The sequence below is a fragment of the Nereida sp. genome (assembly GCF_965655635.1).
Lineage (GTDB): Bacteria > Pseudomonadota > Alphaproteobacteria > Rhodobacterales > Rhodobacteraceae > Nereida.
This window is the reverse complement of record NZ_CBFHHE010000003.1, coordinates 58,493-84,128: the sequence shown is the minus strand read 5'-3', so window position 1 is coordinate 84,128 and position 25,636 is coordinate 58,493. Positions and strand designations below refer to the sequence as shown.

The following is a 25,636-nucleotide window of genomic DNA, read 5'->3' as shown; positions in this document are numbered from 1 at the left end:
GCACCCGCATTTTGCCTTATGTTAACCATAGTACGCGTAAACGGTGTCTTGTTATGATTTCTCGGCGATCTTTTCTTCTTGCATCACCTGCTTTGCTTGCAGCCTCTCCTGCTGCGGCGTTCTTTAGGCGTGCAGCAAAAGACCCGAATGACGCGTACAAACTGGAAGAGCATTTCAAACCCGTGATGGTTAAAGTCCTCGCCTCGTGGCGCGTAGGCAGTATTCGAGTGTTGTCAGACCGGTTTCAGCTTTTACGTATTCGTAAGCGTGGTGTGGCGTAGCGTGTGGGCGTTTCCTTGGGGAAACAAGGCCTTGATTTCAAAGGGCGCGCCACAATTCATCGCAAAGCTGAATGGCCCCGCTGGACTCCGACGCCCCGTATGCTGAGACGACGGCCAGACCTTTATGCCCAATACAAAGGCGGGCTTGATGGCGGCGATCCGCGGAACCCCATGGGCGCGGCAGCACTTTACATGGCCGTGAACGGGCGCCCCACATACTACCGTATTCACGGCACCAACATACCGTGGTCAATAAGGCTGGCCTATGAGACTGGCTGCATCAAACTGCGCAATGATCACATGCAAATGCTTTATCCGCACGTAAAGGTCGGAACCCGCTTGTTAGTGACGTAACTGAGGCTTGAACGAACCCGCCTCCTCGTGACAGTGTGCACAAAATTTAGGCCGTCAGGGAGCGCGAAATGAACACTCAGGAATTCTACATCAACGGTCAATGGGTCGCCCCCAACAGTGCTGCAACGATGGATGTAATCAACCCCTCAACCGAGGAAGTATGCGCCACGATCGCCATCGGCAATCAGGCTGACACAGACGCAGCAGTTGCAGCAGCGAAAGCCGCATTTCCTGGCTGGTCCCAGACAAACAAAGCGGACCGCGTGGCATTGTTGCAAAAGTTCCGCGACATTTACGTGTCCCGCGCCGAAGACATGGCCCAAGCAATCTCAACAGAGATGGGCGCACCGCAGCAACTTGCGCGCGTTCAACAAATTGGCGCCGGCACATGGCACATCGATGGCTTCTTGAAAGCGTTCGACGGGTTTGAATTTGAAAAAATGCACACGCCAACCGAGGCTACACTTCTGGAACCAATTGGCGTTTGTGCTTTGATCACACCTTGGAACTGGCCAATGAACCAGATCATCCTAAAAGTGATCCCCGCCATCGCGACCGGCTGTACAGTTGTGCTGAAACCATCCGAAGTATCCCCGCTGTCGGGTATTTTGTTCGCTGAATTCATGCACGAAGCAGGTTTCCCTGCTGGCGTGTTCAACTTGGTGAACGGGGATGGACTCGGCGTTGGCTCACAGCTTTCATGCCACCCGGATGTGGACATGGTCAGCTTCACAGGCTCATCACGCGCTGGTATCGCAATTTCAAAAGTGGCTGCTGACACTCTGAAGCGCGTCAGCCTTGAATTGGGCGGCAAAGGTGCAAACATCATTTTCGCTGATGCAGACGAAGACGCTGTAAACCGCGGAGCCGCCCGCTGTTTCCGCAACTCCGGCCAATCATGTAACGCCCCCACACGTATGCTTGTCGAACGCAGCCGCTATGATGAAGCAGTCATCCAAGCCGCAGCAACAGCAGAAGCAACACGCGTAGGTCCTGCATCTGAAGAAGGCGAGCACATCGGCCCCGTCGTGTCAGAAGCACAGTTCACCAAAATCCAAGATCTGATCGAGATTGGCAAGAAAGAAGCGCGCCTCGTCGCTGGTGGTACAGGCCGCCCAGACGGCTTGAACCGCGGCTATTTTGTTCGCCCGACAGTATTTGCTGATGTGAACAACGACATGGAAATTGCGCGGACCGAAATTTTTGGCCCAGTGCTGTCCATCATCCCGTTTGACGCAGAAGAAGAAGCTGTCGCACTGGCAAATGACACTGTCTACGGTCTTACCAACTATGTGCAAAGTTCAGACGATGCCAAGCGTATGCGCGTAGGTCGTCAACTGCGCTCAGGCATGGTTGAAACCAACGGCAAAGGCTTCGCCCAAGGTTCACCATTTGGTGGCTATAAGCAGTCAGGCAATGGCCGCGAAGGTGGTGCATTCGGTCTTCATGAATTCCTTGAAGTCAAAGCACTGTCCGGATTTGTAGCCGACTAAGCACTGCGCTCAAAATAACAAAAAGAGGGCCTCGCACCATGCGGGGCTTTTTTCGTTTCGCCTACTGCAGCTGCCTAAAATGGGACCTTGGCGCGGAAACGGTGACGCTGCCCACCGTCGGGATGGTGCAATTCCAACACCTCTGAATGCAGCATCATACGTGGATATTCTGCCGCTGTTTCAGGGGCATAAAACAGGTCCCCAATGATCGGGTTCCCCATGCTAAGGCAGTGAACGCGCAACTGGTGGGACCGACCCGTTTGCGGGAACATGCGCAGCCGCGTCTCGCCGTCCAAGCGTTTGATCACTTTCCAATTCGTGACCGCAGGCTTACCCATTTCATGACAAACCTTCTGTAATGGACGGTTGGGCCAATCGACGATCATCGGCAAATCTACGGTGCCCTCATCCCCCTCAACACTGCCATGCACCCGCGCAACATACGTCTTTTTAGGGCGACGTTTTTCAAACTGTAGGTTGATATGGCGTTGGGCATACGGGGTCAGCGCCCACACCATGACGCCACTCGTGTCGCGATCAAGCCGATGGACGGTCAACGCAGTCGGAAAAACCGCACGGACCCGTGCCTCAAGGCAATCAGCCAGATGTTCACCCTTGCCGGGAACGCTCAACAAACCCTCAGGTTTGTTCACCACGACAATCTCATGATCGTCGTGTAAAATCTCTAGCGGAATATCGGGCGGGGCATAGGTATCACTCATGCCCCGCCTTTACACTGAATTATCTCAGACCTTAACCCGTTCTGACTTCGGATCGTAGAAAGGTTTCATCTGTGCTGTCGCCTCAACGCGCACACCGGCCACATCGATCTCAAATTTTGCACCTAGCATTTCAGCTGCGGTCTCACCTTTGCACGGCACGTAACCCATGCCCATCGCGGCACCTTCATTGTGACCGTAGGCGCCAGAGGAAAGATACCCGACCACCTCACCGTCACGCAAAATAGGCTCGTTGTGATACAACAGCGGTTCTGGGTCGTTCAGTTTGAATTGCACCAAACGGTTCTCAAGGCCCGTATCCTGTTTGCGCAAAATCGCGTCGCGGCCAATGAAATTTTCTTTGTCCTTTTTGACTGCAAAGCCAAGACCCGCCTCAAGGATATGATCCTCGGCAGTAATGTCATGGCCAAAGTGCCGGAAGCCTTTTTCAATCCGGCAGGTATCCATCATGTGCATCCCGCATAGGCGCACGCCAAGGTCAAATCCGGCTTCAGCGACCGTCTCAAAAACATGACCGCATTGATCCGCAGAGACATAGACTTCCCACCCAAGCTCACCGACATATGTGACGCGGTGAACGCGGGCTAGGCCCATGCCAATCTCAATTTCTTGGGCTGTACCAAAGGGGTTCACTTCGTTGCTGAAGTCATTAGGCGATACAGCCTGCAACAACTCACGAGAGCGCGGCCCCATAATTGCCAGCACACCTTCACCGGCAGTAACATCCATGATCGCAACGTTGAAATCACCACGGTGGCGCATCAGCCAGACCTGATCCGCCTGACGTGTCGCAGCAGGCGTCACGACCAAATAGGATGTCTCGCCAAGGCGCGTCACAGTCACGTCCGCCTCAATGCCAGCGCGGTTATTCAAAAACTGCGTGTAGACAATTTTGCCAACGGGTACTGAGTAATTGCCACCAGCGACATAGTTCAGGAACGCCTCAGCATCTGGACCCTCAACGCGGATTTTGCCAAATGATGACATGTCGTACATGCCAACGTTTTGACGTACAGCCATGTGCTCTTTTCGGACGTTGTCAAAGAAGTTTTGACGCGACCAGCTGTATTCATACGCAGGCTCCTGCGCCTCGCGAGCGAACCAGTTGGGGCGTTCCCAACCAGCGAACTCACCCATCACAGCACCACGTTCTGTCATATGATTATGGAACGGTGAGCGCCGCACCCCGCGTGCTGTTTCTTTTTGTTTGAACGGAAAGTGATCCTTATAAAGCAATCCCAATGTTTCTTTGGAACGCTCATACAAATACTTCGCATTCGACTGAAACGGCTGCATCCGTGCAATGTCCACATCGCCCAGATCAAACGGTTTTTCACCACTATGCATCCACTCGGCCAGCGCGTGCCCCGCCCCACCAGCAGACTGAATACCGATCGAGTTGAAACCACATGCCACCCAGAAATTATCCAACTCGGGCGCAAGACCAAGGTGATACGCATCATCAGGCGTGAAGCTTTCGGGACCATTGAAGAATGTATGAATACCCGCCTCAGCAAGCAGCGGCACGCGGTCCACAGCTTTTTCCAGAATTGGCTCAAAATGATCAAAATCCTCGGGTAGTTGATCAAATTCGAAATTCTCAGGAATGCCATCCATCGCCCAAGGTTTGGCTTCAGGCTCGAAAGCGCCAAGCAAAATCTTACCGGCATCTTCTTTGTAGTACGCATATTCGTCAGGCACGCGCAGAACGGGCAGCTGCGTCATGTCGGGAATGTTTTCAGTGACAATATAGAAGTGCTCGCAAGCATGAAGCGGCACGGAAACGCCCGCCATTTTGCCAATCTCACGACCCCACATGCCACCGCAGTTCACGACCATGTCTGCTTCGATATGACCCGTATTTCCGTCCTCAGTTTGCCAATCGACACCGGTGACACGTTGTCTTTCTTTCGCGATGCCAGTCACTTTAACGCGCTCTTTAATTAGCGCACCGTTCTGACGCGCGCCCTTAGCTAGCGCGAGTGCGATGTTGGCAGGATCGCCCTGCCCGTCCTTGGGCAAATAAACTGCACCCACAACTCCATCGAGGTTGATATGCGGGTAAAGCTCTTGGACACGCTCGTTAGAGATTTCCTCAACCTCAACGCCGAAAGCGCGCGCCATGGCAGCTTGGCGGTAGATCTCTTCACGCCGCTCTTCTGTCAGCGCAACCGTGATCGAACCACAGCGTTTGAAGCCCGTAGCAACACCGGTTTCTGCTTCAAGCTCGCCGTAAAGTTCTTGGGAATATTTGGCCAATTTCGTCATGTTAGCCGTTGCACGGAGCTGCGCAATCAGGCCCGCTGCGTGCCACGTTGTGCCGGACGTCAGCTGCTTGCGCTCCAGCAGAACAATGTCTTTCCACCCTTTTTTCGCAAGGTGATAGGCGACAGAACAACCAATTACGCCACCGCCAATGATGACAACGCGGGCTTTTTCAGGAAGGCTCATCAGGAGGGTCCTTAAAGATAATGAAAATGAAAGGCGCAGTCCCAATGGGCCGCGCCAAAGCCAAGTGAATTACGCACGGATGCGAGCATTCTCAGGGTCCCAAAGGGGCTGATCTTCTTGCACCACTGCCGCCATACGCTTGCCGAAGACATCAATCTCAAGCTGAGTACCAGCAACCGCCGCATCAATGCGAACCATGCCCAGCGCAATGGCCCGATCACACCGATAACCATAAGCGGCAGATGTAACTTCGCCGACCACTTCACCATTTGCATAGACCGGCGCCATATAGGGTGCGTCTTGCTCGCCCGCCTCGACAGTCATGGTGACGAAAGCTTTCTTACGCCCCTGCTGGTGCTCTGCTGCGATAGCCGCTTTGCCCACGAAGTCCTGCGATTTATCGAAGCGCACAAAACGCCCCATGCCGCTTTCAAGCACTGTATAGTCTGACGACAGATCACCTTTCCACGCACGGTAACCTTTTTCGATCCGCATGCTATTCAGCGCGTACATCCCGAACGGCGTTGCACCAGCGGCAAGCACAGCATCATAGATCGCCTTGATGCTTCCCATAGGCGCATGAATTTCCCAGCCCAACTCACCGGCAAAGCTGACACGGATCAAGCGCGCCTGTTCACCAGCCACAGTTGCATCTTGGATCGTTAGCCAACCCAACGACAGATCACCGTCAGTCAGACCGGCCAACAATTCGCGCGACTTCGGGCCCGTTAGAATGAGGGTCGAATATTCATCTGTGACATCAGCCAACTCAAGACCATCAGGCAACCGGTCACGCAGGACTTCAAAATCATGCCACTGCGCAGGTGCTGCGGTGATGAGCTGGAACTCGTCTTCGCCTAAACGACCAACAGACATCTCAGTAAGAAGGCGGCCTTTGGTGTCTGCGAAATACGCAAGGTTCATCCGGCCAGTCTTTGGCAACGCACCCGTGATTGTGGAGCGAAGCGCCTCAGCAGCACCTTCCCCCTTAAGGATGAACCGCGAGAACCCAGGCAAATCCAGAACACCGACCCCGTCACGCACCGCTTCTACTTCGGCTTTAATGCGAGGTTCCCATGGACCTGCGCGGTCCCATGTTTCAGTGCTCTCGATTGAGGTATCATCGCCTTCTTTAGCAAACCAGTTCGCACGTTCCCAACCGTTATAGGCCCCCATCACACCGCCGTTTGCGCGAACAGCCGCATCATTCCGTGACAGCTTTTTGTCACGCCCTGCAGGCCATTCTTTGTGCGGGAAGTGCATTCCGTATTCATGGCCATAAGTCTCGAGCGACTTTTGCAAGTTATAATCGAAATCAGCGTGCGCGGTGTAGCGGCGCGGATCAACGGCCCACATATCGTTTGAGGTTTCTCCGTGGATCAGCCATTCGGCCATTACCTTGCCTGCTCCACCGCCTTGTACGATACCAAACGTAAAGCTGTGGGCCTCAAATGCGTTTTTCACACCAGGCATCGGACCTATCATCGGCAGACCATCAGGCGCATATGGAATTGGGCCGTTAATGTTGCGGCCAACGCCACCGGTCCCAAGCAAAGGCACGCGCTCCATCGCGTCTTCAATGTACCACTCCAGACGGTCCAGATCGTCAGGATACAGCTGGAAGCTGAAATCGTGCGGCATCGCATCTTCTTTGGTAGTCCAATGCGCCTTGCAGTTGAATTCATATGGCCCAAGGTTCAAACCGTTTTTGTCTTGGCGTAGATAATAGCTGCTATCTACGTCACGGATCATCGGTGTCTTGCGCCCGTTTTCTTGGGTCCACTGTTTGATCTCGTCAATCTCTTCGGTCAGAAAATATTGGTGGGACATCACCGTCAACGGCACGTCACGGCCACCGAAAGGCTTGAACCACTCACCCACACGCGCTGCGTAATACCCCGCCGCGTTCACAACTTTCTCGCAGCGGATATCGCCTTTTTCCGTGTGAACGATCCACTCATCCCCATCACGCGATACACCCGTCGCTGGACAAAAGCGCTGGATGTTGGCCCCCAAATCGCGTGCACCTTTGGCGAGCGCTTGGGTCAATTGTGCGGGGTCAATGTCACCGTCAAGCGGGTCCCAAAGGATACCTTCAAGATCATGCGTCTCAACGAATGGGTTATAATCCTTCATCTCCTCGCGAGTGATCATATCCATCTGCAAGCCCATCGCGCGGGCTTGGCCAGCAACTTTTTCAAACTCCATGGCACGTTCTTTGGTGTGACCCAAACGCAGCGCACCCGTGACATGATAATTCATCGGGTAGTCGACCTCGTCCGCGAGGCCACGGTACATCTCAAGCGAATAACGCTGCATGTTCATCACGGCCCAATTGGGCGCAAAGTTGGGGCAGTTGCCCGCCGCATGCCATGTCGAGCCCGCTGTCAGCTCGTTCTTTTCAAGAAGCACACAGTCCGTCCAACCTTCTTTGGCAAGATGGTAAAGCGTGGAAACGCCCACAACACCGCCCCCAATAATAACAACCCGAGCTGTCGTTGGAAAATCCGCCATGTCTAGTTCTCCCTTTGCGGTAAATCATCCGCGATTGTGTAATAGTCGCCCTTGGCGCCTACGTGTATGTGTTCATCAAGCTGGCCTTGGGTTGGCCCATCAATGGCCCCAAGCGAAAAACTAACGCTTGGCTCACCAGCTAGTTTCCAAAATAAAACGCTGCCGCAGGTCGGGCAGAAGCCACGTTGTGCTGTCTGAGAAGACGCAAACCACGACACCGCACCAGTGATTGAAATACCTGTGTCGCTTACTTGGCCTGCTGCCCAATAGTGGCCCGATTGCTTACGGCACTGAGTGCAGTGACATGCCGCCATTCGCGTGACGGGTTCCGTCACTTCAAAACTGCAGCCCCCGCACAGGCATGACCCGCGCATCAATAAACCGGTGGCGCGATAACCCAGACCGCCTCACATGTTTCACCGTAAGGGTTCGCCCACCGGAAAGGTTGACCCTTCACACGGAAGCTATCCCCTTTTGAGAGGGTGAATGTCTTGTCCGCGATGGTTACGTCAAGTTTGCCGCGCACAATATACCCAACCTCTTGCGTGGGACGCTCGACAAACTGCTCAAGAATGGCGCCCACTGCAAAGCTTGAATGAACCATTTCGAAGTCATCGCTAAGATCGGGCGACAAAAGCTCCTCAACCAGACCGGCGGCGCGTGATCCGATTGGGCGGCGCGCGCCCGCACGAACGATTAGCCCTTCCTCGTCAGGGGCTGCATTTACGCGAAACAAAGACGACACAGACACATCAAGTGCACGTGCCATGTCACGCAAATCATTGATTGAAGGCTCAGACATATCGCGCTCAACCTGCGATACCCAGCCGACAGAGCGACCAAGCATATCCGCAAGATCTTGCAGCTTCATACCACGCGCTTTGCGCAGGGCCCTTAAGTCAGCGCCGAGCGTTTTAACTGGCTGTTCATGTCGCACGACTCAAACCTCTTCGTGAAAAAATACTGCGTTATTTCACGTAGCCGCAAAATTCTGACTTTGCCAAGATAAAAATTTCAGGTGGCTAAAGAACTTTTTGAAAAACGCGGTGCAACAAAGATGTCATTTGCTGCACGTCTTCATTTGTAAAGGCAGCAGGCTCATCACTGTCCAAATCAAACACCGCCAAAAGCGCACCATGCCCATCAAATACGGGCAAAACCAACTCAGACTGTGTAGACGACGCACATGCAATATGTCCCTCAAACGCATGAACATCCGCAACCAACTGTGGAGATTGAAGGCGCGCTGCAGCGCCACAAACACCCCGAGAGAAAGGAATTTTTAGGCACCCATGCCCACCTTGATAGGGACCGATTTTCAAAACTTCGGGTTCTGTCACGCGGTAAAACCCGGTCCAATCAAACCGATCATCCGCGTGATGCACCTCACACACGACCGTCGCCATCAGAGCAATCTCATCTGTTTCACCTTGTGTCAGCGCATCAATGGTTTTGTGCAAAGCAGGATAATCAATCATGACGGGCGGCTCCGGTTTGGTGATCATTTTAGATAAATGCGCTGCGGATCACGCAGGCACAAGAAAGGAATTGGTAACGGTTGGGCCTTTACACCCTTCTGCAGGGAGAACCGGAGGGTAAAAGGTGAGACTAACACAAACAACGACGTTAGCAGGGCTGATCTTGCACGTCGAAGAGACAAGGATTGACGCAATGGCGGCGATTGCATTCAAAGACGCGATGAGAGCCGCCACACAAGACGAAACAGGCCGCGCAATACTGGATCTTAGCGAAGTAACATTCATTGATTCCAGCGGGCTTCGTGCGATCGTCGCGGCACTTAAACAAATGCCAAACGGCGCAGCGCTCGAGCTTGCCTGCTTGTCCTCAGCTGTCGAAAAGGTTTTCACACTGACCCACATGGACACTGTTTTCAAAATTCACAAACAACTGCCAGTCACGTATCGCGCAGATGTGTGAAAAAGCTTTGAGCCAACCACGCCCCGTTGAGGCGTCCAACATGCTTTTTGAAGTGCAGTGCGACGCCACTCCGGCAGGCATTCGGCGCGTGCTGCATAGCATTCGTATGCAACTGTCCGAACGCACATTGGGTGGCGCCGAAACAATTACTATTGCCGAATTGGTACTGGCAGAAGTCCTTAGCAACATCAGCGAGCAGGCTTATCGCAACACGGATTGCGGTACGATCAATATTATGGCCGACGATCTGGTTTGGGCGTGGCAGTTTCACGTCTTTGAAAAAGGCGGCCATTCCCGAGGCTGTGCAGCTTCCAACTGAAGCAGCTACACCTGAGACAAGTCGCCTGCCTGAAAGTGGTTTCGGCCTGATCATCATCAATACCTTGGCAGACAATCTTGAGTACAAACGCAGCAACAGCACAAACCACCTAAGCTTTATCATCACCAAAGTGCCAGCGCCCACACCACATTAATTCGAAAGCCCCATAGACGAGCCAAAGATTTAGCCTAATGTCTGGCCAACCAGATCATAAGCAAGGCACGTCATGCGCGATTTCCACAAACCACACCGTTCTTCCGTTTTCGCGCAAGATGCTATGGTCGCCACATCCCACCCAATCGGAAGCAAAACCGCGCTTGATATCATTGCAAAGGGCGGCAACGCGATGGATGGGGCTATCTCTGCAGCAATTGTACTGGGACTGTGTGAGCCACAAATGACTGGGCTAGGCGGCGATTGCTTTGTGCTTTTCACGCCGCCAAACAGTAACGAAATTAAGGCGATGAACGGATCAGGCCGCGCGCCTGCTGGCCTTTCCGCCGCTAAATTACGCGCGGACGGTCATGACACTATTCCACTCCGCGATGCTTCTGCTGTCACAATTCCCGGCGCTGTTGATGCCTTTGCACGGCTCTCCAAAGACTGGGGGCAGCTACCATGGGATCATCTGCTGCAGCCGTCTATGCACTACGCAGAGCACGGGATACCCGTTGCGCCACGTGTTGCCTTTGACTGGGCGGAGGGGCTTGAAGCACTTCAGGGAAGCGCGCGCGATCAATTCCTCAACGGCGGCGAAGTCTACAAAACCGGTGAAGTATTCCGCGACCCACGACAGCTGAAATTGTTGCGCCACTTGGCCGAACACGGCCGCGATGGTTTCTACACGGGCGCAGTCGCTGAAGAAATGGTAGCTACGTTAAATGCGGCTGGTGGCACGCACACCATGGACGACCTTGCCAGGACCCAGTCCGATTACACACAGCCCATTTCCGGCACCTACGGTGATTTAGAAGTGGTCGAGCACCCACCAAACGGACACGGCGCGACAGCGATCCTCATGATGAATATGATGAAGCGCTTTGACATTAAATCTATGGACCCATTCGGCGCAGAGCGTGTGCATATTGAAGCTGAAATCGCAAAGCTTGCATATGACGCACGCAACCGGTTCATCGCAGACACAGGCACGCCGACCGATTATCTGTTGTCCCAAGATACTGCGGACCGTTTGTGCGACCTGATCGATCCCAAACATACGATAGCCGATCCCGAAGCCATCTCGGAAGCTGTTCACAAAGACACAATCTACATCACAGTCGTCGATAAAAACCGGATGAGTGTTTCGTTGATCTATTCTGTTTTTCACGGTTTTGGCTCTGGCATTGCTACGCCCAACTACGGAGTTTTGTTCCAAAACCGTGGCGCGGGCTTCACGCTTGAACAGGGCCACCCCAACGAGGCTGCAGGCGCTAAGCGCCCGATGCATACAATCATTCCGGGCATCGTCAAAAAAGCAGGTCGCGTGCTTATGCCGTTCGGCGTGATGGGTGGCGCATACCAACCAAATGGGCATGCGCGTTTGATCAGCAACATGGTCGACTTTGACATGTCAGTTCAGGACGCCATTGATGCGCCCCGTTCGTTTGCAGACAAAGGGACCCTGAAGGTTGAGCGCGGCTACAGCGACGATGTGCGCAACGAACTAACCAGCCTTGGCCATACCGTTGATGTCCCAGACACCCCAATTGGCGGCGCGCAAGCGATTGTTCTGCATGACAACGGTGTGCTGGAAGGTGGCTCTGATCCGCGCAAAGACGGATGCGCCTTGGGCATCTAACCTGCTAGTTTAGCTGGTATTGCAGTTGGTAGGCCCCATCATTGAAAGGGCCAAACATCTCGTCCAAATCGGGATGGCCAACTGGCTCTCCTGAGTAGTCTGCGATCAGGTTTTGCTCCGAAACATAGGCTACATAGTAGCTTTGCTCATTTTCCGCCAACAAGTGATAAAAAGGCTGGTCCTTCACGGGCCGGCTTTCCTCGGGGATTGAGTCGTACCACTCTTCGGTATTGGCAAACTCTGCATCCACGTCAAAAACCACGCCGCGGAACGGGTGATTTTTATGCCGAACGATTTGGCCCAGATAGTATTTTGCGCGCGTTTTGAGCATAGCGTTGTAACCCCCGAGGCCATTGCCTAAACTTTGTGACGACGTGAGTCTAGGGCCCGCACCCCAAATCGAAGGAAACAGTTTGTGAACCTCGCATTAACAGTTCTCGAGATCACAGCACCGGTATTTATCCTTGGCATGATTGGCTTTTTTTGGGTGAAAATGGGGTTTGAGTATCGCGTCGAATTCGTCACGCGACTGGCCATGACCATATCTGTGCCCTGCTTGATTTTTGTTGCCTTGATGCAAACCGAAATTGATCCGAACGCGCTGACGCTGCTGTCTCTTGCAACTGTTGCGGCATACGGCGCGGTAACCCTGCTGTGTTGGGGGCTGGTCGCAATAGGCAAACTCGACCGGCGCACCTATCTTGCGCCCTTGATCATGGGCAACACTGGCAACCTTGGCCTGCCACTGTGTCTTTTTGCCTTTGGAGAGGCCGGCTTTGGCTATGCAGTTGTGGTTTTCGCGATCATGGCAATCTACTCGTTCACCTTTGGAATCTGGTTAGTCGCGGGGGGCGGCTCCCCGCTTAAGGTCCTCAAGGAGCCCATCGTAGCAGCTACCATTTTGGGTGCGTTGTTTTTGTGGCAAGGCTGGGAAACACAGACATTCCTGACAAACGCCTTGGGCCTTGTTGGGGATATGGCGATCCCGATTATGCTGATCACTTTGGGGGTTGCCGTGGCCCGCCTCACGCCGGCGCACCTTCCCCTTTCAATCATTTTGTCAGCACTGAAAGTTGTGGTGTGCGTCGGCGCCACAGCTCTCATCGCGCAATTGTTTGGATTAGAATCCACGGCCGCAGCAGTCTTGATTGTGCAAATCGCGACACCTGTCGCAGTGACATCTTATTTACTCGCAGAAAAATACGGTGCGGACGCAGATGCCGTTGCGGGCTTGGTGGTTGCTTCAACAGTGATGTCGTTGATCACGATCCCGCTGACATTGGCGTTTTTGGTGTAGCGAAATCCAAAACATGTTTCGCGGACCCCTCACTTGAGTTATGTTGCACGCATAACCCGATAAAAATGGGAACAGGCAGATGAAACGACTAACCAGAGCATTGATGTTTTGCGTGCTGATCGCAGGGTGCGGCAGCAGTAATTATTCAGCCCCGCGCAACCTTGATAATGCTTGCAGCATTCTCAACCAGCGCCCGTCTTACCTGACGGCGATGCGCAAGACCGAGCGCAAGTGGGGCGTACCTGTTGCCGTTCAAATGGCGGCGATTTACCAAGAGAGTAAGTTCATCGCGAACGCACGCACGCCCTATCGTTATGCGCTTGGAGTTATTCCGATGGGCCGCCAAAGTTCTGCTTATGGCTACAGCCAAGCGCTTGATGGCACATGGGACGAGTACCGCTCTGAGCAACGTCGTTGGGCCGCCCGCCGTGACCGTATTGGCGATGCTACTGACTTCATGGGGTGGTACATGGTTAAATCGCGCGATGGCTTGGGTATCCCGCTCAATGATGCTCGCAATCAATACCTTGCCTATCATGAGGGTCGCACCGGATATGCGCGCGGCAGTTATAACCGCAAGCCGTGGTTGCTGCGGGTCTCACGTGAAGTTGGCAACCGCGCAGTAACTTATGACAGCCAGCTCCGCGCTTGCGGCAAGGCATAAGCGCACAACCGCTAGTTCCAATTTTCTGCCTCTTGGGGGATGCTGAACAAGCGCGCTCCAAGAGCTATGCCCGTCTCAAGCTGACCCAGGATCACAGTTGTCTCTGAGCCGATCTCGTCCGTGATGATCCACTGACGAAGCTGGGTTGGGCTATCTGTAAACACCAATTGGATACTGCCGTATTGCGGGTTTTCAGGATCCTGCGCACGGACAAAAGTTGCCGTGCCGTCAAATTCATGTCCCACAACCATATCGCGTCTCGCCAAGTCCACGTTGCGCTCCAGCAAAAGGTTCAGCGGTGTGCGGCGCAACGGATATTGATCCGGATTATTAGCTGACTTGCCATCAAAGATCGCCACCTGACTACCGCCAGCCATCACAAGTGTCTGTTCTGGCGGGTTGTACTCAAACCGGATGCGTCCGGGGCGTTTGATGTAAATTATGCCCGTAGAAATAGTCTGATCCGCATTGATCTGCGTAAACTCACCCCGCGCAGTGGTCATGTCGTTGAGGTAGCCCGATATTTGATCCAGTGAGAGCTTTTGAGCAGCAGATACAGGAACGCCAAGCGCCAACAGCACCATCATCGCAAAGCTAGCTATTTTTGTCATTCTATTCATCCGCATCTAAATCTGTGCATCCTTTACATGATACTGTTTCGCGGAGTTACCAGTGCTAGGCAATAACATCGCCTAACACTTTCGTTTTTGCGCGTATTACTGCGCCTCTGGGATCAGGATCTCGCGCTTGCCAACATGGTTGGCAGGAGAGACAAGACCTTCTTCCTCCATCTGCTCTACAAGGCGCGCAGCCTTGTTGTAACCAATTGCCAGTTTACGCTGAATATAGCTGGTCGAGCACTTGCGATCCTTAACCACGACTTGTACCGCAGTATCATACAGCGCATCTTCGCCATCGGTATTGCCACCAAGCCCAAGAACTAGATCAATGTCACTTTCTTGATCCGACGCGGGGCCATCAACAACGCCACTTTTATATTCAGGCGGGCCAAAAGCCTTGAGGTAGTTTACAATTTCCTCAACTTCTTCGTCTGAGCAGAATGGCCCGTGAACACGGGTAATTTTAGAGCCTCCAGCCATGTAGAGCATGTCACCCATGCCCAAAAGCTGCTCGGCGCCCTGCTCGCCCAGAATGGTGCGACTATCAATTTTTGACGTCACTTGGAACGAAATCCGCGTGGGGAAGTTCGCCTTAATGGTACCCGTGATAACGTCAACAGAGGGACGTTGAGTGGCCATGATCAGGTGAATGCCCGACGCGCGCGCCATTTGTGCAAGGCGCTGGATGCAGGCTTCGATCTCCTTACCCGCCACCATCATCAGGTCTGCCATTTCATCAACGATGACAACGATGTAGGGAAGTACTTCAGGCTGGAACTCCTCGCTCTCAAAAATCGGCTCGCCGGTATCTTTATCAAAACCGGTTTGAACCGTGCGACTGAACAGCTCACCTTTAGCCAAAGTGTCGCGGACGCGGCTGTTGTAACCTTCAATGTTACGCACACCCATTTTCGACATCTTGCGGTAGCGCTCTTCCATCTCGCCCACAGTCCACTTCAGCGCAACAACTGCCTTTTTCGGGTCAGTCACAACAGGGCTAAGCAGGTGTGGAATGCCATCATAAACACTCAGTTCGAGCATTTTAGGGTCAATCATGATCAGGCGGCACTCATCAGGTGTAAGCTTATAAAGCAGCGACAAGATCATTGTGTTGATCGCCACAGACTTACCAGAACCGGTTGTCCCCGCGATCAACAGGTGAGGCATCTTGGCAAGGTTAGCCACGATGCTTTCCCCGCCAATATCTTTGCCCAAGGCAAGTGGCAGCCGCATGCTACTGTCGCCAAAATCACGTGCTGATAAGATTTCACGCAGAACGACCATTTCACGGTTTTCATTGGGCAACTCGATCCCAATAACCGAACGTCCTGGCACAGTAGAAACACGCGCGGAAAGCGCAGACATTGAACGCGCAATGTCATCGGCCAGACCAATAACGCGGCTGGCCTTCAAGCCGGGTGCTGGCTCAAGCTCATACATCGTTACAACGGGGCCTGGGCGAACACTGACGATCTCACCCTTTACGCCGTAATCATCCAGAACGCTTTCCAGCATCCGAGCGTTTTGCTCAAGCGCATCATCAGACAGATGATGCCGCTCAACAGTGTCCGGCGCGCGCAACAGGTTCAATGGCGGCAAGTCAAACTGGCTCGCGCTCTCTTCAAACTTTAGGGCCGGCTGCACCTCAGCTTTGGCCTGACGTGATGGCACGACCGCCTTTTTCACAGGATGCTGCACAACCGAGCGCGCTTGAAGTGTGGGAATTTGCATTGGCGGCTTTTGAGTTGCCGCGGCGTAAGGATCAGCCGCGTGGGGCATCACCGGATCATAGCTTTCAATCAAGCCGTCAGCCCCCTCATCAAGAGCCTCATGCATCATCGGCGCTTCATCCGCATACATCTGTGACGGAGTTGTCTGGGCAATCAACGGCTCAGGGCCACGGGGCGTCAATGACGGCTCAACACGCGTGGCAGTTTGTGGCGCTGCTTGCGCTACACCACGCGCGCGGTTTTTAATCGCGTCAGAAATACGCGCAGATACAGTTCCCGCATCCGGTGCAGACAAATCAGCACTTAAGGCAGGTTCAACCAACTTTGGCTCAGGCATCGGTGCAGGTTTTGGCATCAAGCGCGCAAGCAGGCCTGTCTTTGGCTCGGCCACAGGCATCGGCGCAGGGCGTGGATCAGCAACCAAGGGAGCTGCATTTGTAGCCACCGTAGGCTCAACCCCAAATGCAGGGTCAGCACGTACAACATATGCTACACGTGCTTTTTCTTCCGCGCTATGCATCATAGGCAAAAGTGTTTCGTGACGGTGTGCTGCCTCAAGCGCTTTTGCATCGGCGCGTGCCTCACGCATCTGCGCGTGACGCTCGGCCATGTGGCGCGCTGCAATACCCGCGCCTGAAGCGCCTTTACCCAACACTTTCAACGTCTGAGCATATGTGACAACCAAACCCACCAGCAAGAAACGTCCGATCACACGCAACTCATCTTTGATGAACCCAAGGACGAACAGACCAAGCGCCACACTGCCCAAACCAGTCAGCAGGGACATCAGCTTGACCCCGAACGCGGGGGAAAACGGCAAGATACTAAGAATGACCGCAAGAGTAGTCTCGCCAAACAATCCGCCCAAGCCAAACGAGTGATTCCAATCCGCAGGTGGCGTCAAGCTTGCACCATAGATGGAAGCGATCGCGACCAAGATTGGGAAGAAAATCAGACAGCTCACCGCACGTTCTTGGCCGCGGTGCAAAATAAAGCGCACGCCCCAAGCAATAGACACAGCTGGGATGACCCATGCACCTTTACTCACAATCATGAAAAGCGGGCCTGACAGTGACGCGCCAAAGCGGCCAAGCCAATTCTCGATCGGCGCTGTTGTGGCGACCATAAAGTTTGGATCGGATGGGGAATAACTCCACAGCATCGCCCAGCTAAGCGCGCCCAAGATCAAAAGGATAAGACCAATCAACTCTTTCGAGCGTTTTTCAATCGCCGCCTGCATGTCCGTATCGAACAAAGGGTCGCCTTGTGTGCGTAGTGCCATATCCCGTTTCCTCATCCGTAGATGCAGTCGCGTAAGGCAATAAGCCCGCGCTGCACGTCTTGTTTTGGGGCCACCAATGCGACCCGAATATAATTTTGCCCCGGATTACCTGCATCCGTATCGCGGCTCAGGTAGCTACCAGGCAGAACACGGACGCCGGTTTGCGTCCAAAGCTTTACTGCTGCTTGTTCTGCGTCCTCGACAGGCAACCATAAAAAGAAGCCAGCCTCAGGCGATTGATAGCCCTCAACACTAGCAAAGATCTCATCGGCCAGATCAAACTTCTCTGCGTAAAGCGCCCGAGACGCGGCTACGTGGGCTTCATCGTTCCAACACGCGACAGCAACATGCTGCAACGGCAGCGGCAGTGGTGTGCCAGCATAATTTCTCAGCTGTTTCATGCGCGCAATATTTTGCGGCCCTGAAACAACAAACCCTGAGCGCAAGCCCGCCAAATTTGACCGCTTTGACAGCGAGTGAAAAATCAACACACGCTCGGGATCAGCACACATTTTTTGCGCAACTTCCAGCGCACCAGTCGGAGCGGCGTCGCGGTAGACCTCGGAATAGCACTCATCCGCGATAATCTTAAAATCAAACCGCTCGGCCAAGCCAATCAACTCGCGCCAATAGCTTTCCGTTGCCACGGCACCCTGCGGGTTCGCCGGTGAGCAGATATAACACATGGCAGTACGCTTAAGCACACCTTCGGGCAGGCTTGCGTAATCAGGCAAAAAGCCAGTCTCTGCAGTGGCATTTACGTAGACTGGCTCGGCGGACGCGCTCAGCGTGCTGACTGCATAAACTTGATAAAACGGGTTCGGAATAAGAACGACTGGCGGCTGCCCATTCTTACTTTCAGGGCACAATGCCATATTCACATTGTACAGACCCTCGCGGGTCCCATTAAGCGTTAGAACCTCAGTCGCTGCATCAACTTTCGCGCCGAACCGGCGACCAACCCAAGAGGCGATGGCTTCAAGCAACTCTGGCGCGCCATCGTTGGGGGGGTATTTGTTAAAGCCCGACACATGGGCCGCAAGAACCTCGGGAACAAATTCGGGAAACGCATGCTGCGGCTCACCAATGGTCATAGCAATCGGTTCACCGCCAGACGACAGGTGGTCCAATAACGCGCGCAAACGCGGGAATGCATAGGCCGGAAGGGCGCTAAACCGCTGGGGATACATCAATACTGCCTCATATTCGGGATCATTATCGCCCCGTTATTCGACTATTAAACCAAATCAGGGGCGCTGCGTCCAGAAAAAGCCAACAGTATTGGGCGTTTATGTGACTTTTAAGCCCCTATTCCACTTATTGCGGCAGCTAATCGCAGTGCTTTGGCGTCTTGCATCGGCAAACAATTAATCATCAGGCCCGTCGATTTGTGGCCTGCGGGCACCGTGACCGAGCACAATCCCAGAAGATTGGCCGCACGCGTATTGCGAAGCGCCATTAAGTTTGCCTCAACAAAATAGTCAGGCTCCGTAATCAACCTTGCCAAATTTGGTGGCATGATTGGCGAAGTCGGCAATAACACCCCGTCAAATCGCGCGGCTTGGTGGGCATATTCGCGCCGGATCTGATCCAACTTTCGCCATCCCGCCACGAAATCAGATGCGGCTACGTTCTTGCCGGCTCTAAATCGCTCACGAACCTGATCGAACATTGTGTCTGGTGACGCCTCAATAACCTCGCTCCATGTGCCATACGCTTCGGCAGTAAAAAGGGGCCCCGCAACCGCGAAGGCATCATTCAGGGCCTCAAATCCGAACGGTTCAACAACCGCACCTGCCTGTTTAATGGCTTCGATTGCACGCTCGTAAGCCGCGCGCGGCGCGTCTTCTAAACTTTCAAGCACCATTGCTTGCAGTACCCCAAACCGCACACCTTCAAGAGACGAATGGGCCAGATCGACGCCTCCCCCACCCAGTACATCAAACAGCGCCGCAGCGTCTTCCACGCTACGACAGAGCGGCCCAACAGTGTCAAACCGCTGGCAAAGTGGCACCACACCTTTCGTTGCGACCGCCCCATGGGTTGTTTTCAGCCCCACAAGGTCATTCCAAACGGCAGGAATTCTGACGGACCCGCCCGTATCAGAACCTATCGCGGCAGCGGCCAAACCAAACGCAACGGATGCAGCAGCGCCAGATGATGACCCACCGGCAACTGCATCATAGTCGTTCACACACGGGCTAGTCGCTGTGACGGGATTATACCCAAGGCCCGAAAACGCTAGCTCGGACATGTGTGTTTTGCCAAGACAGACCAGCCCCATTTGCGTTGCACGTTGCAAAACCAGGGCGTCTGCATCAGGGGTTCGCCCTGCAAGCAGTTTCGATCCTGCCTCCGTGACAGTACCCGCCGTATCAAACAGGTCCTTCCAAGAAATCGGGACCCCATCAAGCGGGCACAGCCGGCCCCCATTTTGTTGCCGGGCTCGCGCTGCAAGCGCCTCAGCGCGAGCGCGATCAGCGGTAACGCGAGCGTAGATTTTGTCAGTAAAGGGGTGGGCCTCAATCGCATCCAGAAACACATCGCATAACTCAACTGGATCGATGTCGCCTGCGCCAATGCCACGCCCAAGATCAACGGCCGTCATTGTTTGCCATTTATGCATGCCGGAGTACCCCAAGATAAATTGTCTCAGGCGAAACCTATCCGCTGCATCCAGCATGGACAATCCCGCCCCAACGCCCATATTCAGCAACATGGATAAGAGTACAGATTTGATCATTGTCGGCGGCAGCCTGAACGGATGCGCACTTGCTTTGGCAGCCGCAGGCGCAGGGCTTAGCGTCACGTTAATTGATGCCGAAGACGTCGCGACGCAGACGCTGTCCAATTTCAATGGCCGCTCATATGCGATCGCACTGGCTTCGCAGCGGCTGTTGAACGGGATTGGTCTTTGGGATGATCTTAAAGAAAACGCACAGCCGATGCTTGAAATCAAAGTAACCGATGGGCGCGTTGGCCAAGGTCCATCACCGTTTCTCATGCATTTTGATCATGCTGAAATCGAAGAAGGCCCAATGGGGTTTATGGTCGAAGATCGGCATTTGCGACGTGCGTTTTTGAACGCGGTCCAGAATGCTGAAGTCGTCCATCTGCCGAATGCCCGAGTAGTCGCGCAGCACACCGACGCGGCTGGCGCTTCTGTTACCCTTGCGGACGGAACCGTGCACACAAGTCGCGTATTAGTTGGGTGTGACGGACGCACATCAGGCACCGCTATGCGCGCTGGCATTATGCGCAGCGGCCGCGAGTACGGACAAACCGCGATGGTCTGCGCGATTGCCCATGAGAAACCGCACGGCGGAATTGCCCATCAGTTCTTCATGCCCGCGGGTCCTTTGGCGATTTTACCCCTTAGTGGTAACCGAAGCTCTATTGTTTGGTCAGAAACGCATGAAACAGCGGCCCGCGTCAGCAAGATGGGCGACGATGACTTTATTGAGCACCTTAAGCCCCGCTTTGGCGACTTTCTGGGAAACATTGAACTTGCAGGCGCACGCTATCACTATCCGCTGTCACTGACCCTAGCCAACGCCCTTACGTCACAGCGCATCGCTTTGGTGGGTGACGCGGCGCACGGGGTGCACCCCATTGCGGGACAGGGGCTGAACGCGGGCCTAAAAGACGTAGCAAGTCTTGTTGAGGTTCTCGCGCTGGCAAAACGCAGGGGCGAAGACATCGGTTCCGATTTAGTATTGGCGCGCTATGCGCAGTGGCGGCGCTTTGATGTTGCGGCTCTTGCTGCCTCAACCGACAGCTTCAACGCGCTATTTTCAAATGATAATGGCTTTTTGCGCGGCTTGCGTGACGTAGGAATGGGGATCGTAAACGCAGTTCCTGCCCTGCGCAGAGGCTTTATCCGCGAAGCCGCAGGCCTGACCGGCGATTTGCCCAAACTCATGAAAGGGCAAAGCGTTTAAAGGCTACGCGCTTCGTCCACCAACAAGATTGGGATACCTTCACGGATCGGAAAAGCCAGTTTAGCTGACTTACTGATAAGCTCTTGGGCATCAGCGTCATAATCCAATGTGCCTTGCGTGCGCGGGCAGACCAAGGCTTCAAGCATACGTGGATCAAACTTAGTAGCGGTCTTACCAGATAGCTCTTGGCTCATTGCATCATCTCCTCTGACTGGCCCCCTCTTAACGCGAACTCGATCAGCGTCACAATAGTCTCGCGGCGTGTCGTCAGAGATGGTGCCTCAAGCAGCGCCTGTTTGTCTTCTGGCTCAAACGGGCAAAGCATCGAAAGCGAGTTGATCAGCAACTCCTCATCCGCTTCCTCCAAGCCATCCCAGTCAGTTTTCAAATCATAAGCGTCGAAAAACTTTTCAAGCGACGCCATAAACTTAGGACGGTCAAACTCAGGATCCCGCTCAGTGGCGCCTAAATCACGCTCAAAACCGCTCCAAGAGACGTCGCACTGACGGTAGGGCAAAAATCCTGCGACCTCTGCCGATACGCGAAACCGCGAAACACCAGCAAGGGTCACCATATATCGGCCGTCTTCTGTCTCGGAAAACGCAGTGATCCGGCCCGCGCATCCAATAGCGTGCAGGCCATTTTCACCACGCGCCTCATAGGGTTGCACCATGCCGATCAAACGGTGCGAAGTTTTGAGGGCATCTTCGATCATCTGAAGATAGCGTGTCTCAAAAATATGAAGGGGCAATCGTGCCCGCGGCAAAAGCAAAGCACCAGGCAACGGGAAGACGGGAACGCGATTTGGAAGGTCAGCTGTTTTCATCATATTCAAGCAGATAGCTTTGCAAAGACGCAGGGCAACGCGACAAATGTGCCCTGCGTAAATTAGTTAGACAAAGATCATCGACGACAGGCGGCGGCGACCATTCAACGCGATAGGGTCTTTTGCCTCAAGCGCATCAAAGATGGTAAATAGCTGTGCTTTTGCAGCGCCGTCGTTCCATTCACGATCACGCCCGAATAGATCAAGCAACTGATCCACGGCGCCCTCTAGATCACCCGCTGCGTGCATAGCGGTGGCCAGATCAAAGCGGGCTTGGTGGTTGTTTTCATCAGCGTCCACCGCTGCGCGCAGCTCATCAAGTGGGCCTGCACTGGCAGCTTGCTTTGCCAACTCAAGCTGGGCATGTGCCGCCTCAAGTTCGGCCGAGGCAGATATCTCGGCAGGTGCGCCGTTCAGAACCGCTTCAGCTTGTTCAACCTCATCAAGCGCAAGATGTGCACGAACCAGACCGCCGTAAGCCGCTGCATTGGTGGGCTCTTCTTCCAAAATGGCGGCAAAAGTCTGGGCCGCATCTGACGCATCACCGGCAGTCAGCATTTCCTCAGCCGCCTCAACAGCAGCTGCAAGGCCGTCATCCTCACCACCAGGGCCCATTGCAGCAACACGTGTGACAAACGCTTCAATCTCGGAACCTGCAACAGCGCCTTGAAAACCGTCCACTGGCTGACCCTGCCAAAACGCGTAGACTGTCGGGATGGATTGGAGTTGCAACTGTCCCGCAATCGCTTGGTTTTGATCCACGTCCAGCTTCACCATGCGAACCGCACCTTTTGCGGCTGTGACCGCAGCCTCAAGTGCAGGGCCAAGTGTTTTGCAGGGGCCACACCAAGGGGCCCAAAAATCAACGATGACAGGCACCTTTTGGGACATCTCAACGACGTCTTGCATAAAGGTCGCTTCTGAGCCGTCTTTGATCAGATCATCTGCTTGCTCGTTCTGCGAGGCACCAAGTTCCAACATTGCTTTATCCCTTAAATATCAGTTGCAGGTCATATGTGTAGCGTGGGGCGAAATGTCAAAGATCAAAGGTCGCAAAAACCGGAGCATGATCTGATGGCTTTTCCCAGCCACGTGCGTCACGCAAAACGCGACTGCTATGTGCCGCGCTTTTGATGTCACCAGTGGCCCAAATGTGGTCCAAGCGGCGTCCTTTATCTGCAGCGTCCCAATCTTTGGCACGATACGACCACCAGCTATAAAGCCGACCATCGGGAATATCCGCGCGTGTCACATCGTGCCAATCACCTGTAGCCATCACATCATTGAAATGCTCTACTTCGATGGGCGTGTGGCTAACGACCTTAAGAAGTTTTTTATGGTCCCAAACATCGTCCTCACGCGGGGCAATGTTAAGATCACCGACCAGAATAGCCCGCTTCGGTACTGCCGCCCTGAACGCATCACGCATATCTGTGAGATAGTCCAACTTTTGGCCAAACTTTTCATTTACACGGCGGTCCGCGACGTCACCCCCAGCAGGCACGTAATGGTTATGGATTGTCACCCCATTCTCAAGCCGGCCCGCGATGTGGCGCGCATGACCAAGACTTGCAAAATTCTCTGCGCCGGCCTCGACCATCGGGATCTTGGAAAGGATCGCAACACCGTTGTAACCCTTCTGCCCGCGCGCAACCATATGCGTGTAGCCAAGTGCTTCAAAACCAGCCGTAGGAATTTTCTCAACGGGAGATTTACACTCCTGCAAACACAGCACGTCTGGCGCTTGCTCAGAGAGTAATTTAAGCACCAAATCCTGGCGCAGACGCACTGAATTTATGTTCCAAGTAGCGAGAGTAAACGACATGGTGGTGCTCCTGATATAACTCGGCCAAGTCGTAACTTAGCCCGCTTTGAAAGGCCAGTGTTGCAACGTCGACCGGCGCCATGCAAAGCTGTTCTCACCCAATAGGAGCACACAATGACACCGCAAGAGTTACGAGATCTATATGGTTACCCTAGTGAACTGGCCGCCCCAAAAGAGATCACAATTTTCGATCACCATTGCCGTGCAATCATAGCCGCCTCGCCGTTTGTGATCGTGGCGACCAGCGGGGCAAATGGGCTGGACCTATCCGCCAAAGGTGACCCGATGGGCTTCTCAATATTGCGAGCGATCCGCGGGTGTCACTTTTGTTCATGATCCCAACAGTGACCGAAACGTTGCGGGTGAATGGTCTTGCGGAAATCACCGCTGATCCTGGAATCTGCGCCCGATTTGCGATCAATGGCCGTAGCCCAAAAACGGTTACCAAAGTTACTGCCACACAAATCTTTACCCATTGCAGCACAGCGCCGATGCGCGCGGGACTATGGAAACCTGACACATGGCCTAACAAACGACCTGTCGCTACGCTTTACGAAATGGTCAGTGCTCACGCCCAATTACCCGTTGATACGACAGATCAGGCAACTATTGAGAAGATGTATAAGTCAGAACTTTACTAGGCTCACACCGCCCCGAGGCAAAAAAGAAGCCCTGACCAATGTGATCAGGGCAAAGTCCAACAGGGAGAAAATGTTGTATCCCCAACATCAAAGGGTAGACAACGTATGCCACGCTGTGCGGCATACATCTTTGATCCAGATCAACCGTTAAGCCGGTAGCCGCCACTTTCCGTCACAAGCAAACGCGCGTTGCCAGGATCGGGCTCAATTTTTTGACGCAAACGATAAATATGCGTCTCAAGCGTGTGAGTCGTCACTCCGGCATTATAGCCCCAAACTTCGTGAAGGAGGACATCACGGGCAACGACACCCTCGGGGGCACGGTGAAGAAACTTCAGGATATTTGTTTCTTTCTCCGTCAGGCGAATTTTCTTTTCATCCTCAGTAATGAGCATCTTTTGCGCAGGCTTGAACGTGTATGGCCCAAGATTGAAAACAGCGTCTTCTGATTGCTTGTGGGTGCGCAGCTGCGCGCGAATACGCGCCAATAGAACCGGAAATTTGAACGGCTTTGTGACGTAATCATTTGCACCGGCATCAAGCCCCAAAATCGTATCAGCATCACTATCGTGACCTGTCAGCATCAGAACCGGACATTTCACGCCTTGCTTTCGCATCAAACGGCACAGCTCGCGGCCATCAGTATCAGGCAAGCCTACGTCCAAAATCACCAAATCATAAAGCTGCTCTTTGGCACGCTCCATCGCGTTATGGCCGTTTTCAGCTTCGAAAACATCAAAGTCTTCCGTCATGATGAGTTGCTCCGACAGAGCATCACGCAGATCATCGTCATCATCAACAAGCAGGATTTTCTTCAATTGCGCCATCATGGCCTCCGTGAGTTATTGATCTACAAATGGGCACAAACGCAGAATTGAGCAAGTTTTACCCCGCAGTTTCACAGGCTCGTGTCAAAAGGGTT

General features: G+C 53.7%; 27 protein-coding genes. 11 read left to right on the top strand and 16 right to left on the bottom strand.

Annotation, left to right across the window (positions count from 1 at the left end):
• Positions 1-53 precede the first annotated feature (53 nt).
• The 3 genes from ACTF5M_RS01855 to ACTF5M_RS01845 all read left to right on the top strand — a co-directional run bounded on the left by ACTF5M_RS01855 (position 54) and on the right by ACTF5M_RS01845 (position 2,128).
• The gene (locus ACTF5M_RS01855) at positions 54-281 is read left to right on the top strand and encodes a hypothetical protein (RefSeq protein ID WP_438959406.1); all 228 of its coding nucleotides are present in this window, start codon (positions 54-56) and stop codon (positions 279-281) included.
• A 3-nt stretch (positions 282-284) separates the two neighbouring features.
• The gene (locus ACTF5M_RS01850) at positions 285-635 is read left to right on the top strand and encodes a L,D-transpeptidase (protein WP_438959405.1); all 351 of its coding nucleotides are present in this window, start codon (positions 285-287) and stop codon (positions 633-635) included.
• Between the two features lie 68 nt (positions 636-703).
• A complete protein-coding gene (locus tag ACTF5M_RS01845) occupies positions 704-2,128 on the top strand; it encodes an aldehyde dehydrogenase family protein (protein WP_438959404.1) in 1,425 nt (474 codons plus the stop codon).
• Between the two features lie 74 nt (positions 2,129-2,202).
• Here ACTF5M_RS01845 and ACTF5M_RS01840 read toward each other — a convergent pair whose 3' ends face one another.
• From ACTF5M_RS01840 to ACTF5M_RS01815, 6 genes are all read right to left on the bottom strand, one after another.
• Positions 2,203-2,850: a pseudouridine synthase gene (locus ACTF5M_RS01840; RefSeq protein ID WP_438959403.1), complete on the bottom strand. Its 648-nt coding sequence runs from the start codon at positions 2,848-2,850 to the stop codon at positions 2,203-2,205.
• A gap of 24 nt (positions 2,851-2,874) precedes the next feature.
• Positions 2,875-5,319, bottom strand: coding sequence for a GcvT family protein (locus ACTF5M_RS01835; RefSeq protein ID WP_438959402.1), 2,445 nt, complete (start codon positions 5,317-5,319; stop codon positions 2,875-2,877).
• Between the two features lie 69 nt (positions 5,320-5,388).
• The gene (locus ACTF5M_RS01830) at positions 5,389-7,833 is read right to left on the bottom strand and encodes a GcvT family protein (RefSeq protein WP_438959401.1); all 2,445 of its coding nucleotides are present in this window, start codon (positions 7,831-7,833) and stop codon (positions 5,389-5,391) included.
• Positions 7,834-7,835: 2 nt separating this feature from the next.
• Positions 7,836-8,207: a GFA family protein gene (locus ACTF5M_RS01825; RefSeq protein WP_438959400.1), complete on the bottom strand. Its 372-nt coding sequence runs from the start codon at positions 8,205-8,207 to the stop codon at positions 7,836-7,838.
• On the bottom strand, positions 8,207-8,770 hold the full coding sequence (locus tag ACTF5M_RS01820; RefSeq protein WP_438959399.1) for a helix-turn-helix domain-containing protein: 564 nt from the start codon (positions 8,768-8,770) through the stop codon (positions 8,207-8,209). Before ACTF5M_RS01820 ends, ACTF5M_RS01825 begins: the two co-directional genes overlap by 1 nt.
• Positions 8,771-8,855: 85 nt before the next feature.
• A complete protein-coding gene (locus ACTF5M_RS01815) occupies positions 8,856-9,338 on the bottom strand; it encodes a GAF domain-containing protein (protein ID WP_438959398.1) in 483 nt (160 codons plus the stop codon).
• Between the two features lie 97 nt (positions 9,339-9,435).
• Here ACTF5M_RS01815 and ACTF5M_RS01810 point away from each other — a divergent pair, with 97 nt between their 5' ends.
• From ACTF5M_RS01810 to ACTF5M_RS01795, 4 genes are all read left to right on the top strand, one after another.
• Complete coding sequence (locus ACTF5M_RS01810) at positions 9,436-9,771, top strand: STAS domain-containing protein (RefSeq protein WP_438959397.1); 336 nt, start codon at positions 9,436-9,438, stop codon at positions 9,769-9,771.
• Positions 9,764-10,090: a hypothetical protein gene (locus ACTF5M_RS01805; RefSeq protein WP_438959396.1), complete on the top strand. Its 327-nt coding sequence runs from the start codon at positions 9,764-9,766 to the stop codon at positions 10,088-10,090. Before ACTF5M_RS01810 ends, ACTF5M_RS01805 begins: the two co-directional genes overlap by 8 nt.
• Positions 10,074-10,244: a hypothetical protein gene (locus tag ACTF5M_RS01800; protein ID WP_438959395.1), complete on the top strand. Its 171-nt coding sequence runs from the start codon at positions 10,074-10,076 to the stop codon at positions 10,242-10,244. The genes ACTF5M_RS01805 and ACTF5M_RS01800 overlap by 17 nt, the downstream gene beginning before the upstream one ends.
• A gap of 72 nt (positions 10,245-10,316) precedes the next feature.
• Complete coding sequence (locus ACTF5M_RS01795) at positions 10,317-11,888, top strand: gamma-glutamyltransferase family protein (RefSeq protein WP_438959394.1); 1,572 nt, start codon at positions 10,317-10,319, stop codon at positions 11,886-11,888.
• Positions 11,889-11,892: 4 nt separating this feature from the next.
• Here ACTF5M_RS01795 and hspQ read toward each other — a convergent pair whose 3' ends face one another.
• Positions 11,893-12,219, bottom strand: coding sequence for a heat shock protein HspQ (gene hspQ, locus ACTF5M_RS01790; protein ID WP_048598704.1), 327 nt, complete (start codon positions 12,217-12,219; stop codon positions 11,893-11,895).
• Positions 12,220-12,303: 84 nt separating this feature from the next.
• Here hspQ and ACTF5M_RS01785 point away from each other — a divergent pair, with 84 nt between their 5' ends.
• Together ACTF5M_RS01785 and ACTF5M_RS01780 are read left to right on the top strand one after the other, a co-directional pair.
• Positions 12,304-13,185: an AEC family transporter gene (locus tag ACTF5M_RS01785; RefSeq protein WP_438959393.1), complete on the top strand. Its 882-nt coding sequence runs from the start codon at positions 12,304-12,306 to the stop codon at positions 13,183-13,185.
• A gap of 79 nt (positions 13,186-13,264) precedes the next feature.
• Positions 13,265-13,849, top strand: coding sequence for a lytic transglycosylase (locus ACTF5M_RS01780; protein WP_438959392.1), 585 nt, complete (start codon positions 13,265-13,267; stop codon positions 13,847-13,849).
• Positions 13,850-13,860: 11 nt separating this feature from the next.
• On the opposite strand, the gene ACTF5M_RS01775 is transcribed toward ACTF5M_RS01780, so the two are convergent.
• The 4 genes from ACTF5M_RS01775 to ACTF5M_RS01760 all read right to left on the bottom strand — a co-directional run bounded on the left by ACTF5M_RS01775 (position 13,861) and on the right by ACTF5M_RS01760 (position 20,107).
• Positions 13,861-14,469, bottom strand: coding sequence for a LolA family protein (locus ACTF5M_RS01775; RefSeq protein WP_438959391.1), 609 nt, complete (start codon positions 14,467-14,469; stop codon positions 13,861-13,863).
• 96 nt (positions 14,470-14,565) lie between these two features.
• On the bottom strand, positions 14,566-17,481 hold the full coding sequence (locus ACTF5M_RS01770; protein ID WP_438959390.1) for a DNA translocase FtsK 4TM domain-containing protein: 2,916 nt from the start codon (positions 17,479-17,481) through the stop codon (positions 14,566-14,568).
• An 11-nt stretch (positions 17,482-17,492) separates the two neighbouring features.
• On the bottom strand, positions 17,493-18,671 hold the full coding sequence (locus tag ACTF5M_RS01765; protein WP_438959389.1) for an aminotransferase class I/II-fold pyridoxal phosphate-dependent enzyme: 1,179 nt from the start codon (positions 18,669-18,671) through the stop codon (positions 17,493-17,495).
• 110 nt (positions 18,672-18,781) lie between these two features.
• Positions 18,782-20,107: an amidase gene (locus ACTF5M_RS01760; RefSeq protein ID WP_438959435.1), complete on the bottom strand. Its 1,326-nt coding sequence runs from the start codon at positions 20,105-20,107 to the stop codon at positions 18,782-18,784.
• A gap of 55 nt (positions 20,108-20,162) precedes the next feature.
• Between ACTF5M_RS01760 and ACTF5M_RS01755 the strand changes: the two genes are divergently transcribed.
• A complete protein-coding gene (locus tag ACTF5M_RS01755) occupies positions 20,163-21,422 on the top strand; it encodes an FAD-dependent monooxygenase (RefSeq protein ID WP_438959388.1) in 1,260 nt (419 codons plus the stop codon).
• Here ACTF5M_RS01755 and ACTF5M_RS01750 read toward each other — a convergent pair.
• The 4 genes from ACTF5M_RS01750 to xth all read right to left on the bottom strand — a co-directional run bounded on the left by ACTF5M_RS01750 (position 21,419) and on the right by xth (position 24,073).
• The gene (locus ACTF5M_RS01750) at positions 21,419-21,616 is read right to left on the bottom strand and encodes a Trm112 family protein (protein ID WP_438959387.1); all 198 of its coding nucleotides are present in this window, start codon (positions 21,614-21,616) and stop codon (positions 21,419-21,421) included. The genes ACTF5M_RS01755 and ACTF5M_RS01750 overlap by 4 nt on opposite strands.
• Positions 21,613-22,251, bottom strand: a complete 639-nt coding sequence (locus ACTF5M_RS01745; protein ID WP_438959386.1) for an LON peptidase substrate-binding domain-containing protein — start codon at positions 22,249-22,251, stop codon at positions 21,613-21,615. The genes ACTF5M_RS01750 and ACTF5M_RS01745 overlap by 4 nt, the downstream gene beginning before the upstream one ends.
• A 63-nt stretch (positions 22,252-22,314) precedes the next feature.
• Positions 22,315-23,229: a tetratricopeptide repeat protein gene (locus ACTF5M_RS01740; RefSeq protein WP_438959385.1), complete on the bottom strand. Its 915-nt coding sequence runs from the start codon at positions 23,227-23,229 to the stop codon at positions 22,315-22,317.
• Between the two features lie 55 nt (positions 23,230-23,284).
• The gene (xth, locus tag ACTF5M_RS01735) at positions 23,285-24,073 is read right to left on the bottom strand and encodes an exodeoxyribonuclease III (protein WP_438959384.1); all 789 of its coding nucleotides are present in this window, start codon (positions 24,071-24,073) and stop codon (positions 23,285-23,287) included.
• A 332-nt stretch (positions 24,074-24,405) separates the two neighbouring features.
• On the opposite strand from xth, the gene ACTF5M_RS01730 reads away from it, so the two are divergent.
• Entirely contained in the window at positions 24,406-24,714 is a 309-nt protein-coding gene (locus ACTF5M_RS01730; RefSeq protein WP_438959383.1) for a hypothetical protein, read from the top strand.
• 140 nt (positions 24,715-24,854) lie between these two features.
• Here ACTF5M_RS01730 and ACTF5M_RS01725 read toward each other — a convergent pair whose 3' ends face one another.
• On the bottom strand, positions 24,855-25,541 hold the full coding sequence (locus tag ACTF5M_RS01725) for a response regulator transcription factor (protein ID WP_438959434.1): 687 nt from the start codon (positions 25,539-25,541) through the stop codon (positions 24,855-24,857).
• Between the last annotated feature and the right edge of the window lie 95 nt (positions 25,542-25,636).